General features: G+C 70.6%; 9 protein-coding genes. 6 read left to right on the top strand and 3 right to left on the bottom strand.

Going from position 1 to position 13011, the window contains the following annotated elements; translation table 11 throughout:
* Positions 1–17: 17 nt before the first annotated feature.
* Positions 18–1964, bottom strand: coding sequence for an AMP-dependent synthetase/ligase (locus AC1RCS_RS02565; protein ID WP_218341427.1), 1947 nt, complete (start codon positions 1962–1964; stop codon positions 18–20).
* A 237-nt stretch (positions 1965–2201) separates the two neighbouring features.
* Between AC1RCS_RS02565 and AC1RCS_RS02570 the strand changes: the two genes are divergently transcribed.
* The 3 genes from AC1RCS_RS02570 (at position 2202) to AC1RCS_RS02580 (ending at position 7805) form a co-directional block, all read left to right on the top strand.
* The gene (locus AC1RCS_RS02570; protein WP_492246294.1) at positions 2202–3962 is read left to right on the top strand and encodes an ExeA family protein; all 1761 of its coding nucleotides are present in this window, start codon (positions 2202–2204) and stop codon (positions 3960–3962) included.
* 2 nt (positions 3963–3964) lie between these two features.
* Positions 3965–4831, top strand: a complete 867-nt coding sequence (locus AC1RCS_RS02575; protein ID WP_492246295.1) for a general secretion pathway protein GspB — start codon at positions 3965–3967, stop codon at positions 4829–4831.
* Between the two features lie 568 nt (positions 4832–5399).
* Positions 5400–7805 carry a glycosyl hydrolase family 18 protein gene (locus AC1RCS_RS02580; RefSeq protein ID WP_492246296.1) on the top strand — a complete coding sequence of 802 codons (2406 nt, stop codon included), beginning with the start codon at positions 5400–5402 and terminating at the stop codon, positions 7803–7805.
* A gap of 82 nt (positions 7806–7887) precedes the next feature.
* Here AC1RCS_RS02580 and AC1RCS_RS02585 read toward each other — a convergent pair whose 3' ends face one another.
* The gene (locus AC1RCS_RS02585) at positions 7888–9075 is read right to left on the bottom strand and encodes an ABC transporter substrate-binding protein (RefSeq protein WP_492246297.1); all 1188 of its coding nucleotides are present in this window, start codon (positions 9073–9075) and stop codon (positions 7888–7890) included.
* A 172-nt stretch (positions 9076–9247) separates the two neighbouring features.
* On the opposite strand from AC1RCS_RS02585, the gene AC1RCS_RS02590 reads away from it, so the two are divergent.
* A complete protein-coding gene (locus tag AC1RCS_RS02590) occupies positions 9248–9973 on the top strand; it encodes a Crp/Fnr family transcriptional regulator (protein WP_255591280.1) in 726 nt (241 codons plus the stop codon).
* 13 nt (positions 9974–9986) lie between these two features.
* On the opposite strand, the gene AC1RCS_RS02595 is transcribed toward AC1RCS_RS02590, so the two are convergent.
* Positions 9987–11690 (bottom strand): methyl-accepting chemotaxis protein, encoded by a 1704-nt coding sequence (locus tag AC1RCS_RS02595; RefSeq protein WP_492246298.1) that lies wholly within the window; start codon positions 11688–11690, stop codon positions 9987–9989.
* Positions 11691–11849: 159 nt separating this feature from the next.
* On the opposite strand from AC1RCS_RS02595, the gene AC1RCS_RS02600 reads away from it, so the two are divergent.
* Both AC1RCS_RS02600 and AC1RCS_RS02605 read left to right on the top strand, forming a co-directional pair.
* Complete coding sequence (locus AC1RCS_RS02600) at positions 11850–11993, top strand: hypothetical protein (protein WP_492246299.1); 144 nt, start codon at positions 11850–11852, stop codon at positions 11991–11993.
* Between the two features lie 91 nt (positions 11994–12084).
* Positions 12085–12981 carry a DUF4394 domain-containing protein gene (locus tag AC1RCS_RS02605; protein ID WP_492246300.1) on the top strand — a complete coding sequence of 299 codons (897 nt, stop codon included), beginning with the start codon at positions 12085–12087 and terminating at the stop codon, positions 12979–12981.
* Positions 12982–13011 lie beyond the last annotated feature (30 nt).

The following is a 13011-nucleotide window of genomic DNA, read 5'->3' on the forward strand; positions in this document are numbered from 1 at the left end:
ATGGGTGGGGTGCGGGGTCATGCGGCCTTTTTCACCGGCGCGAAGGTCTTGGTGTCCGACAGCTTCAGGGTGGCGCTCACGCTGCCGGTGCGGCCGTCCTCGAACTTGACCTGGGTCTCGATGTACTGCTCGGTGCGGCCCGCGTAGAGAGCGTCCACGAGCACGCCGTATTTCTCGGCGATGAAGCCGCGGCGGACCTTGTTGGTGCGCGTGAGCTCGCCGTCGTCGGCATCGAGCTCCTTGTGCAGCACCAGGAAGCGGCTGACCTGGCTGCCCGCCAGCATGGAATCGGTGGCGAGGTCGGCGTTGACCTTCTCGATGCACTCGCGGATCAGCTCGTACACGTCGGGCTTTTGCGCCAGGTCGGTGTAGCCCGCGTAGGGCAGGTTGCGGCGCTCGGCCCAGTTGCCCACGGCGTCGAAGTCGATGTTGACCATCACGCACACCTTCTCGCGGCCGTCGCCCAGGGCGACGACTTCCTTGATGTGCGGGAAGAACTTGAGCTTGTTCTCCACGTACTTGGGCGCGAACATGGCGCCGTCGTTGGCGCCGCCCTTGATGCGTCCCACGTCCTTGACGCGGTCGATGATCTTGAGGTGGCCGTGCGCGTCGAGGAAGCCCGCGTCGCTCGTGTGGTACCAGCCGTCGGCCGTGAGCACCTCGGCCGTGGCCTTGGGGTTCTTGTAGTACTCCTTGAGCAGGCCGGCGGACTTGACCAGGATCTCGCCATTGTCGGCGACCTTGATCTCCACGCCCCGGATGGGCACGCCCACGGTGTCGGCGCGCGCCTGGTTGTCGGGCTGCAGGCACACGAACACGGCGGTCTCGGTGGAGCCGTACAGCTGCTTGAGGTTGATGCCGATGGAGCGGTAGAAGGTGAACAGGTCGGGCCCGATGGCCTCGCCCGCCGTGTAGGCCACGCGCACGCGGCTGAAACCCAGGTTGTTGCGCAGCGGGCCGTACACCAGCAGGTTGCCCAGGGCGTACTTGATGCGGTCGAGCGTGCCCACCGGCAGGCCGTCCATGAGCGCGGGGCCCACGCGCTGGGCCACGGCCATGCAGGCCTGGAACATCTTGCGCTTGAGGGTGCCCGCGTCTTCCATGCGGATCATCACGCTGGTGAGCAGGCCTTCGAAGATGCGTGGTGGCGCGAAGTAGTAGGTGGGGCCCACTTCCTTCAGGTCGATGGTCACGGTGCTGGCCGACTCGGGGCAGTTCACCACGTAGCCGCAGGCCAGCCACTGCGCGTAGCTGAAGATGTTCTGGCCGATCCAGGCCGGAGGCAGGTAGGCCAGCACCTCTTCGCTGCTGGTGAGCTTGTCGAACTCGGCGCCCGCGGATGCGCGGTCCAGCAGCGTGCTGTGGGTGTGCACCACGCCCTTGGGGTTGCCCGTGGTGCCCGAGGTGAAGAACATCGCCGCCACATCGTCGGGCTGGGCCTTGGCCACCTCGGCGCGGAACCACTGGGGGTTCCTGGCGGCATGCGCCTTGCCCGCCTCGATCAGCGAGTCCAGCGACGCGAGGCCTTCTTCCTCGTAGTTGCGCAGGCCGCGCGGATCGTCAAAGAAGATGTTCGAGATCTGCGGGCACTGCGCGCGGATCTCGAGCAGCTTGTCGACCTGTTCCTGGTCTTCCACCAGGCAAAAGCGCACCTCGGCGTTGTTCAGGGGGAAGATGCATTCGGCGCCCACGGCGTCCTGGTACAGGGGCACCGGAATGGCGCCCAGCGATTGCGCCGCGAGCATGGTGGCATACAGGCGGGGGCGGTTGGCGCCGATCACCACCATGTGCTCGTGGCGCTGCAGGCCCGCCAGGTGCAGGCCGGCCGCCACCTGTTCCACCAGGCGCACCAGGTCGGCCCAGCTGTGGGTCTGCCAGATGCCGTATTCTTTTTCGCGCAGCGCCGGCGCGTCGGGGCGCTCGGCGGCATGCTTGAGCAGCAATTGCGGGAACGTGGTCTTCATTCCGGTTCCTAAAAGTAAGAGGTGTCGGCCCGGGGGCTGCCGGGGCGCGGCTGGGTGCCTTGTGGCAGCGCGTTGGGTCCAATGCTAGGACCCACTTTGACGCCATCTTGTCTTGCCGACGACAATTTACGGGAAACTACTCGGTGGGTGAAACCCTGCCTCCCTGTCCGGGCAGGCCCCGCGCTGTGCCCGGGTACGGCCGGGGGGCGTTTCATGGCAGGGCGGTATCCTCACGGCATGTACGCCCCGTTTTTCGGTCTTCAGCATCCCCCGTTTTCCATAGCACCGGACCCGCGCTACCTGTTCATGAGCGAGCGGCACCGCGAGGCGCTGGCGCACCTCCTGTATGGGCTGGACGCGGGCGGCGGCTTCGTGCTGCTCACCGGCGAGGTGGGCACGGGCAAGACCACGGTGTGCCGCTGTTTCCTGGAGCAGATTCCGGCGAACTGCAACGTGGCCTACATCTTCAATCCCAAGCTCACCGTGGGCGAGCTGCTGCGTTCCATCTGCGACGAGTTCGGCGTGCCGCACAAGCCGGCCGTGCCGGGGGTGGAGACGGTCAAGGACTGCATCGACCCGCTCAACGCGTCGCTGCTGGCCGCGCACGCCTCGGGGCGCAACAACGTGCTCATCATCGACGAGGCACAGAACCTCGCGGCCGACGTGCTGGAGCAGTTGCGCCTGCTCACCAACCTGGAGACCAGCGAGCGCAAGCTGCTGCAGATCATTCTCATCGGCCAGCCCGAGCTGCGCGCCATGGTGGCGCGGCCTTCGATGGAGCAGCTGGCCCAGCGCGTGATCGCGCGCTTTCACCTGGACGCCCTGACCCCGCAGGAGACGCAGCAGTACATCGCGCACCGCCTCGCCGTGGCCGGGCTCAACGGGCCGATCCCATTCGAGCGGCGCGCCATCCAGCGCGTGCATGCGCTCTCCCACGGCGTGCCCCGGCGCATCAACCTGCTGTGCGACCGGGCGCTGCTCGGCGCCTACGCGGCGGGGGCGCGCCAGGTCACCAGGGCCATCGTCAACCGCGCCGCGCGCGAAGTGTTCGACGCACCGGCATCGGCCGCCGCGGCGCGCAGCGCGCGGCCACCGCTGCCGCGCTGGGCGTCCACGGGCCTGGGCGCCGTGGCGGGTGCCGTGGCCGTGGCGGCGGCGGGCTGGGCGCTGGGCCTGTGGCCCGCGCCGCAGCCGGGGCCGCAGGCGGCCACGGGCGCCGGAGCCGCCGCTCCATCGCGCGCGGCCTCCCGTCCCGCCGCCACGCCCCCGCCGCCCATAGCCGCGCCCCTGGTGGCGCCCGCGGTGCTGGCGGCGGCGTCCACCGAGTCCGCCGCGCAGGGGGCGGCCGCGGCCGCCATCCCGCCGGGGGCGCAACCTTCCGCGCTGGAGCAATTCGTGCTGGCGCAGCCCGCCAGCGATGCGCCGGCCTGGCAGGCGCTGGCCTCGGCCTGGGGCGTGAAGCTGCCCGCGGGGGCGGACGCTTGCGCCACCTTGCCGCGCGAGGGGCTGCGCTGCTACCGCAACCGCCGCGCGGGCCTGAACCTGGTGCGGCAGATCGACCGGCCCGTGCTGCTCGCGCTGTATCCGTCGGATGAAGCCGAGGCCCCGGTCTCCGTGCTACTGCGCGGCCTGGACGGCGAGACCGCCGCGCTGGAAGGCGGCGGCCGCACGCTGCGGGTGCCGGTGGCCGAACTGGCGCAGGCGTGGCGCGGCGACATCGCCACGCTGTGGCGCACCCCGGCCGGCATGCCCGATCGCGGCGAGATCAGCGACACCCCGGCCGGCGCGGCCTGGCTGGACCAGCAACTGGCCAGCAAGGCGGCCGGCGGCACGGGCTCCGGCAGCCGGCCGGTGACGCCCGCGCTGCGCCAGTCGCGCATCCACCGCTTCCAGCTGGCCCAGGGCGTGACGCCCGATGGCCGTGCCGGCCCCCTGACACTCATGCTGCTCAACCGCGCCACGGGCGTGAACGAGCCGCGCCTGCGCAACGGAGACTGACCATGTCCTACATCCTTGATGCGCTGCGGCGTGCCGACGCCGAACGTGGCCGGGGGGCCGTGCCGGGCCTGCACTCCCAGGCCGCGCCCGCGGCCGGGGAATTGCCCGCCGTCCACCGGGCGGCGCCGGCCCCGCTCTGGGCCGTGGCGGCGGTGGTGGTGGGCGTGGCCGTGCTGGCGGCCGGAGGTACCTGGTGGGCCCTGCGGCCGCAGGCCCCGGTGGCGACGGCGATGGCCCCGGCCGCGCCCGCCGTGGTGGCGCCTGCCCCTGCCGCGCCCGCCACACCCACAGCACCTGTCACAACGGCAGCTCCAGTGGCGCCGCCGCCCCCCTTGGCTTCTTCCGTGCCCGCGCCGGCGCCGCCGCCAGAGCCCGCGCTCGCCCGGACGGCCCCGCCGGCGCCCGCACCCGCACCCGAGCCGCGCCCGGCGGACAGCAAGCGCGCGGCGGACAAGCGCGGCGGCACCGCGCGTGAGCGCGAGCGGCCTGTGGCCGCGGTGGTGGTGGCACCACCCGCCGCACGGGCGCCGGTGGCCGATCCGGCGCGCCCGCGTGAGTCGCTTGGCGCGCCGCTCCCAGCCAACGGGTCTGCCCCGCGCTCCACGCAGGACCCCGGCGCCGCGCCGCCGCCCGCGAGCCCGGTGTTCGCCCAGACCGACCTGCCGGACACCCTGCGCGCGCAGTTGCCCGCGCTCAAGGTCACGGGGGCCACGCATTCCAGCAACCCGGTGTACCGCATGGCCATCGTCAACGGGCAGGTGCTGCACGAGGGCGACCAGGCCGCGCCGGGCCTGGTGCTGGAGAAGATCGAGCCGGGGCGCACGGTCTGGACCTTCCGCGGCTACCGGTACGCGGTGGCCGCGCAATAGGGCGTCCCCGGGGCGCCGGCACCCCCTGGGATGCCGGCCGGTGCGTCTGCATGACGCCTGCCGCTCCACCAGGGCCGCCCGTGGCGCGGCCGTGGACTCTTTTGCTCTCCTGGCGCGGGCCGCGCTGAGCGCGCTTTTGCGGGGCTGGCCGCCGCCGCAGGGCGGCGAACGCCTGGGTTCCGTGCGGGCCGGTGGACCGCGGTGCGCCACCGGGGGGGCCGCGCCGGTGCACGGGGCGGCCACGCCTTTCTGCCGCGCGCCGTGTTCGGGGTGGGTGGGTGGAGCGGGTCTTACGACCCGGCGCACAAGGTCGTAGGACATCAGTCGGATGGATTTGCCGCCCACCCCTTCGGACAATGGGTCCGGTGGCGGAGCGCTGCCTGCAAGGCCTGCGTTCCTGCCTGCCGCCGCCAAAGCGCCGTGCCTGCTGCCGGTATGAATCCAATAGCAAAGAATCAATATGGGACAAGCGTCAAAGCCACATTTGATTCAGGAATCACACCGTTCTGCCGCGCGGCGTTTTTGTTTTCTTTTGCCCTTTGCCTTGTCTTCCAGGAGAAATTTCACCATGCCCCATCTACCAGCGGCGAGGGAGCGCGCAGCGCGCTCCTGGCGCATCCGGTCCCGCCATGCCGGGACCCTGCTGCGGCTATTGGCCGCCTCCTGGATGCTGGCCGGCGGCAGCGCGATGGCGCAGGCCAGTTGCGCGCCGGGCCAGTGGCTGGCGGAGTACTTTCCCAATACCGGACTGTCCGGCGCACCGGTGCTGACCCGCTGCGAGGAGGGGCCGATCGACCGCTACTGGATGACCGACAGCCCCGACCCCCGGCTGCCGGTGGACGGTTTCTCGGCGCGCTGGACGGCCTCGGTGCCCTTTGCGGCCGGCACCGCCCGGTTCGTGACGTTCACCGACGATGGCGTGCGCGTGTTCGTCAACGGCCAGCGGGTGATCGACAACTGGACCCCGCACGGCATCACGATGGACGTGGCCGAACTGCCCCTGGCGGCCGGCAACCATACGGTGCGCATGGAGTATTTCGAGGCCGGCGGAGAAGGCCTGGCCCAGCTCGTCATCGAAGGCGGGGCCGAGCCGCCGCCGCCCGCGCCGCCACGCATCCTGTCGTTCGGGGCGGACCCGGGCACCATTGACGCTGGCGCCACGAGCACCCTGGCGTGGAGCACCGAGAACGCCGCCACGTGCACGGCATCCGGCGGCTGGAGCGGCGACCGCCCCGTCAGCGGCACCGCCCCCGCCAGCCCGGTGGTGACGACCACCTACAGCCTGAGCTGCAGCAACGCGCAGGGAGACGCCACCGGGGCCTCCACGGTGATCCTCGTGCGCAACAGTCCGCCGCCGGTGCCCCCCACCATCGCCAGCTTCGCCGCGACGCCCAGCCGCATCCGGCCGGGAGAAAGCGCGCGCCTGGACTGGCAGTCGCAGAACGCCTCCGGCTGCACCGCCTCGGGTGGCTGGAGCGGTGCGCGCCCGGTGCAGGGCAGCGAGCAGGTCAGTCCTGCCGCCAGCGCCGCCTACACGCTGGAGTGCGTCAACAGCGCGGGCCAGGCCACCAGCGCGCTCGTCAACGTGACGGTGGACGCAGGCAACCCGCTGCCCCCGGTGGGCGGCGTCACCGCCACGGCCACCCAGCAGGGCGTGCGTGTTGGCTGGAACCCCGTGACCAAGAGCGGCAAGTGGGTCAATGGCTACTACGCGGGCTGGTTCTGGAACCTGTTCCCGCCGGACGCCGTGGACATGACCACCATGACCCATTTCGTGTTCGGCCGCTATGCGCCCGCGCTGGGCTCGCTGCCCGGCGGACAGGCGGGCGATCTGCTGGAGGGCGCCGGAACGGGCCATCTGGCCAACGTGGAGGACGCGCTGATCGCCAAGGCCCATGCGGCGGGCGTCAAGGCGGTGATGATGGTGGGCGGGGACAGCGATGGCGCGGGGTTCATCGCCGCCACGGCGAACCCCACGGTGCGCGCACGCTTCATCAAGAACATCCTCGACAAGGCGGTGCAGAAAAACTACGACGGCGTGGACATCGACTGGGAAGAAAAGCTGGACACCGAGGTCGGCCGCGCCCAGGCCCTGGCGCTGCTGCGCGAGCTGCGCGCCGCCTCGGCGCTGCGTGCCCGCTACCAGGCGCCGAACGCGCCGCTGGAACTGAGCTGGCCCGGCTTCTGGGTGAACAAGAACCAGCCGGACATCACGCCCTGGCACGCCCAGGTGGCCGAGCTGGTGGACCAGTACAACCTGATGACCTACAGCATGGCGGGCGACTGGGGCTGGAAGTCGTGGCACCACTCCCCCCTGTTCGGCGAGGGCGACCTGCACCCCACGTCCATCGCCTCCACGGTGCAGGCCTACCTGAGCGCGGGCGTACCGCGCACCAAGCTGGGCATTGGCATCGGGCTCTACGGCGTGTACTACCCCCGTCCGGTGACGGGGCCGCGCCAGGACCTCACGGGCATGCAGGGCTGGGTGGACAACGGCGACTGGATGAACAACTACCAGCGCCTGGTGGAGGAAAACGCCTTCGGGCAGCCCGGCGCCGCGTATCGCTGGGACGACGTGGCCAAGCAGGGGTACATCACGTACTCGCAGCCCTGGTACCGGGGCTCCACGCCGGTCACCTACCTGAGCTTCGAGGATGAGCGCTCCATCGCCGAGAAGGGCAAATGGGTGCGCGAGCAGGGCCTGGGCGGCACGCTGGTGTGGACCATCAACTACGGCTATCTGCCGCAGTCCGGCACCAACCCGCAGATGCAGGCGGTCAAGAAGTCCTTCATTGCAAGCAGTGCCGCCAGCTACCGGGTGTACCGCGACGGCGTGGCGATCGCCACGGTCACCGATCCGGCCTACACCGACACCACCGCGCCCAGCGGCAGCCACAGCTACCAGGTCAGCATGCTGGATGCGTCCGGCAACGAAGGCCCCCTGTCCGCCGCGGTGGTGGTTCAGGTGCCCTGATTCCGCCCGCGCCACGGGGCGGGCGGCGCCCGTCCGGTGGCCGGGGGAGGGCAGAACGGCCGAAGGCCGCCGAGGCCCGGGCTCAGCGCAGGAAGCGCCCGTCGCGCCCGACCAGCGTCAGCTCGACAAAACGCGAGGCGTTGCGGTCCGGGGTGGTGGCATGGATCTCGAAGCCGCCCAGGTCCCACTTCTTGAGGTTCCAGGTGGCATCGATGAAGGCGGCGCGCGTGGCGTTGCGCCCCGCGCGCTGCAGTGCCTCGGCGAACACGCGGGCGTTGATGTAGCCCTCCAGCGCCAGGTGCGAAGGTTCTGCGGTGGCGCCCGCCGCCTTCCAGGCCGCCTGAAAGTCCCGCACCACCGGCATGACCGCATTGGAGGGCAGCGGGACGACCTGCGAGATCGCCATGCCCGTGGCGTCCGCGCCCAGGGCCTTCACGGTGGCGGGCGTGCCCATCACCGACAGCGCATACAGCGTCACGCCGCGCTTGATGGCGCGGAACGCCTTCACGAACTCCAGCGTGGGCTTGCCCGCCAGGCCGATCACGATGGCCTCGAGGTTGCCGCCCGCCAGCTTGGCCGCCGCCGTGCCCGCGTCCGAGGCATTGTTCTCCACCGTCACGGTCAGCGCCTCGGGCAGCTTGAGGCGGTCCATCGACTGCTTGGCGGCGGTGAACACCTCTTTGCCGAACGAGTTGTTCTGGTAGACGATGCCGATGCGCTGGATGCCGATGGTGGACAGGTGCTGCACCAGCTTTTCGGCCTCGTCGGCGTAGCTCGCGCGGATGTTGAACACGTTGCGGGCACTCTTGGTGCGGCTCAGCTGCGCGCCCGTGAACGGCGCGAAGAACGGGATCCCGCTGTCGACCACCTTGGGCAGCATGGCGTCGATCATGGGCGTGCCCATGCAGTTGAACAGCGCGAAGGTGCCCGGATCGGCCAGGAACTGCGTCACGTTGGCCAGCGCCTTGGGCACGTCGTAGCTGTCGTCCTGGGTGACCAGCTCGATGGTCTTGCCGTGGATGCCGCCCCGTGCATTGATGCCTGCAAACGCCGCCTTGGCGCCCTGGTGCATGGCCGAGCCGAGATCGCCCAGCGGGCCGGTGAGGGCGGTGGACTGTGCAATCCGGATGGCCCCTTCCTGCGCGCGGGCGCTGCCCAGTCCCAGCCAGGGCAGGCTGACGGCCGCGGCCAGCAGCTGGCGCCGGGCAAGGCGTGGCGAAGGGCGGATGGCTGGCCGTGCCAGGCCTGCGGGCGGGTGGTTGTCGGGCATGCGTGTCTCCTCGGGTGGCCCAGGCGGGCGCATCGGCTGCTGGGGAGGCGACATCATCCCGTCACAATTGACATTTTTTTGTCGTTCTGACGACAATCCGGGTCGTGGTATTCCCGCATCGCATGCCCCCTTTGTCGCTCTCCCCCGGACCCGCACCGCCATGGACTCACGCATGAACCAGGATCTTTCGCTCCACCAGCGGCGCCGGCCGCCCACGGTGGACGAGCTCGGCGGCATACCCTGGCTGAGCCTGCTGCTGCCCGCCGAGCGCGAGCGGGCCGTGGCGTCGCTGTTGGTGGGGGACGCCAACGCGGGCGACTACGTCTGCCGGGTGGGGCGGCCGGTGACCTACTGGTTTGGCGTGGTGGAGGGCCTGCTCAAGATGAGCAGCGACAACGCGCAGGGGCAGACCATGACCTACGCCGGCCTGCCGCCCGGGGGCTGGTTTGGCGAGGGCACGGCCTTGAAGCGCGAGCCCTACCGCTACAACATCCAGGCGCTGCGCAAGAGCGTGGTGGCCGGGTTGCCGATCGACAGCTTCCACTGGCTGCTGGACCACTCCATCGGCTTCAACCGCTTCGTGATGAACCAGCTCAACGAGCGGCTGGGCCAGTTCATCGCCGCGCGCGAGATCGACCGCCTGAACAACCCCGACGTGCGCGTGGCCCGCAGCCTGGCATCGCTGTTCAACCCGGTGCTGTACCCCGGCGTGGGGGAGGTGCTGCGCATCACGCAGCAGGAGCTGGCCTATCTGGTGGGCCTGTCGCGCCAGCGCGTGAACGAGGCGCTGGCGGCGCTGGAGGCGCAGGGCGCGATCCGGGTGGAATACGGCGGCCTGCGCGTGCTGGATCTGCTGGCGCTGCGCTCGAGCATCTTCCCGCTGCAGCAGGGCGTTTGAGCGGCGGCGGGCCTCAGCCCGGCAGCGAGGGTTGCTGGCCGCGCGAAGGGGGCTGCAGGCTGGCGCGCTGCGGGGGCGCCGGTACGGGCACCGGCGCGGGTGATGCGGCGCCGCCGCTCCAGTGGTTCTCGCCGCCGCCATCGCGCGTGAGGCGGAAGGTGCCCACCATCTGGGTGAGGCGGCCCGCCTGGTCCTTGAGGCTGTCGGCCGCCGCGGCCCCTTCCTCCACGAGGGCGGCGTTCTGCTGCGTCATTTCCTCGAGTTCGCCCACCGAATGGCTCACGTGGCCGATGCGCTGGCTCTGTTCCTGCGTGGCGGCGGTGATCTCGCCCATGATGTCGGACACGCGGCGCACCGACAGCACCAGCTCCTCGATGGTCTTGCCCGCGTGGTTCACCAGGGTGCTGCCCTCCTGCACCTGATGGACGCTGGCGCCGATCAGGGCCTTGATCTCGCGCGCGGCATTGGCCGAGCGGCCGGCCAGGCTGCGCACTTCGCCCGCCACGACGGCGAAGCCCCGGCCCTGTTCGCCGGCGCGGGCGGCTTCCACCGCGGCGTTGAGGGCCAGGATGTTGGTCTGGAAGGCGATGCCGTCGATCACGCTGATGATGTCGGCGATCTTGCGCGAACTGGCGCTGATGGTGTCCATGGTGCGCACGACCTGCGACACCACCTCGCCCCCGCGCGTGGCCGCGTCGGACGCGGTGGACGCGAGCTGGTTGGCCTGGCGGGCCGAGTCGGCGCTTTGCGACACGGTGCCGGTCAGGTCCACCAGCGCGGTGGCCGCGCCCTGCAGATTGTGCGAGGTCTGCTCGGTGCGCTGGCTCAGGTCCAGGTTGCCCGAGGCGACTTCCGAACTGGCCACGAGGATGGAGTCGGCGGTCTGGCCGATCTCGCCCACCAGCGTGCGCAGGCGCTCCTGCATGGCGGCGATGGCTTCCAGCAGGCGGCCGGTTTCGTCCTGGATGCGCACTTCCACCTGCGAGGTGAGGTCGCCGCGCGCGATGCGTTCCGCCACCACCACGGCGCGGCCGATGGGGGCGGTGATGCTGGCGGTGATGCGCCACGCGATCAGCGCGCCGAGCCCGATGGCCAGCAGCACCAGCAGGCCGCCCACCATGCGGGCGTTGCTCTGGGTCTGCTCGGCCGAGGCCGTGGCGTCGGCGTTGAGGCTGTTCTGCAGCTCGATGAGTTCGCGCAGCTTGGCGCGCCACGCGGTTTCCACGGGCGCCACGCGGGTCATCAGTGCCAGGGTCGCGCTCACCGTGTCGCCGTCGTCGGCCGATTTGATCGCGTTGTCGAGCTCGGGGCGCGCCTTGCGGCCCAGCGCCTGTACCTCGCCCAGCAGCTTGATCTCGGCGGGCGTGGCGCCGGCGGGGGTGAGGAGTTCGCCCAGGGCGGTTTCCTGGCGGCCGTATTCCTTGAGCGTCGCGGAAATGGCAGCGATCTGTTCGTGTGCCTGCTTGGGGTCGATGTCGTTGAGCATGGCCGCCGAGCGGCTCTGGATGCCGATGGCGCTCACGCTCTCCAGCATGCCGTTGACGAGCTTGGACTTGCTGGCGCCGGCACCGGTGACCTGGCGCATCTGCTCATGCACCTTGCCCACGGAAAGCTGGCCCACGGCAGCGACGGCCACCACCAGCACCAGCATGCAGCCGAAGCCCAGGCCGAGCCGGCTGGAGATCGACAGGGATTTGAGTGATGAAGCGGCCGGCATGGTGTTCCTTGAGGTCTCTGGGTGCAATGGATCGGGATGCACAAGGCAAAGCAATAACGGGGCCCGCATCAGCCGGGCCGGCGGCCGCGACCCGCACGCCGGCCCAGGGCAGTGTAGGCAGAATTGACAAGAAGTGTCATGAGGCTTGCGGATGGCGCCATGCCCGTTGTGCATGGGCGTTTGTTACAAATGGCCTTCCAGGGCGTGCACCACTCCCGCAGGGCAGAAGGCGGGGTGGAGGCTGTGGAAAATGAAGGAAAACGCAGCAAGGCGGCGTATTGCATTGGGTTTTTTGCTATTTGATTGGTAGCATTTGGCGGGTGCTTCGTTGGCCGGTGGCTCCCGGTGGCGCACCCCATCATGTATAAACCCGTTACAGATGTGAGGCCTCAGGATGAACCCGCTTTCCCTCCCCCTGGCGTGCCGCGCCGCCGCCGCCGCGCTGGTGGTCGCCGCGCTCGCCAGCTGCGCCACGGCACCCGCGCCCGGGCCGGACCAGCGCGAACTGGTCGTCGCGGTCACGGCGTCGCACGAGCTCATCACCTTCCATGCCGGCCAGCCGGAGCGCATCCTGGAGCGCCGCTCCGTGACGGGCCTGGCCCCGGGCGAGCGACTGGTGGGCCTGGACTTTCGCGTGGCGCGCGGCGTGCTGTATGCGCTCTCGCAGGCGGGGCGGCTGTACACGCTCGACATCCCCACCGGGGCCCTGCGCCCCGTGGGCCCAACGCCGGCCGTCCTGGCCCTGCGGGGGACGGCCTTCGGCTTTGATTTCAACCCCGTGGCCGACCGCATCCGCGTCGTCTCGAACGCGGGCCAGAACCTGCGGCTGCACCCGGACACCGGCGCCGTGGTGGACGGCGACCCGGCCGTCGAGGGCGTGCAGCCCGACCCGGCCCTGCGCTATGCCTGGAGCGACACGAACGCCGGCCGCGCGCCCGATATCGCGGGCGCCGCCTATACCTACAACGCGCAGGACGGCAAGCTCACCACCAACTACGCCATCGACCGTGCGCTCGGCGTGCTGGTGACGCAGGGCTCGCGGGAAGGCGCCACGCCCGTGGTGTCGCCCAACACCGGCCAGCTGCGCACCGTGGGGCCGCTGGGCCTGGGGCCCCTGACCGATGTGTCGTTCGACATCTCGGATGTCGGCAACACCGCGCTGATCGCCGTGCGCACGCCGGCCGACGGCCAGACGCGGCTGCACCTGGTGAACCTGGACACTGGCGCCACCCGTGCGCTGGGCAGGGTGGGCGAGGGCGCGCCCTTGCTGGGCATGGCCATCGAACCATGACGCATGCCTGCTTTCCCGCGCGCCGCACCG

The sequence above is a fragment of the Acidovorax sp. GW823-FHT01C06 genome (assembly GCF_058798375.1).

What these genes read in the sequence shown, in the direction of transcription:
- AC1RCS_RS02575 (WP_492246295.1), top strand. Translation starts at nt 3,965, where the DNA reads ATGTCCTACATCCTTGATGCGCTGCGGCGTGCCGACGCCGAACGTGGC.
- AC1RCS_RS02595 (WP_492246298.1), bottom strand. Translation starts at nt 11,690, where the DNA reads ATGCCGGCCGCTTCATCACTCAAATCCCTGTCGATCTCCAGCCGGCTC.
- AC1RCS_RS02565 (WP_218341427.1), bottom strand. Translation starts at nt 1,964, where the DNA reads ATGAAGACCACGTTCCCGCAATTGCTGCTCAAGCATGCCGCCGAGCGC.
- AC1RCS_RS02605 (WP_492246300.1), top strand. Translation starts at nt 12,085, where the DNA reads ATGAACCCGCTTTCCCTCCCCCTGGCGTGCCGCGCCGCCGCCGCCGCG.
- AC1RCS_RS02580 (WP_492246296.1), top strand. Translation starts at nt 5,400, where the DNA reads ATGCCCCATCTACCAGCGGCGAGGGAGCGCGCAGCGCGCTCCTGGCGC.
- AC1RCS_RS02585 (WP_492246297.1), bottom strand. Translation starts at nt 9,075, where the DNA reads ATGCCCGACAACCACCCGCCCGCAGGCCTGGCACGGCCAGCCATCCGC.
- AC1RCS_RS02570 (WP_492246294.1), top strand. Translation starts at nt 2,202, where the DNA reads ATGTACGCCCCGTTTTTCGGTCTTCAGCATCCCCCGTTTTCCATAGCA.
- AC1RCS_RS02590 (WP_255591280.1), top strand. Translation starts at nt 9,248, where the DNA reads ATGAACCAGGATCTTTCGCTCCACCAGCGGCGCCGGCCGCCCACGGTG.
- AC1RCS_RS02600 (WP_492246299.1), top strand. Translation starts at nt 11,850, where the DNA reads ATGCCCGTTGTGCATGGGCGTTTGTTACAAATGGCCTTCCAGGGCGTG.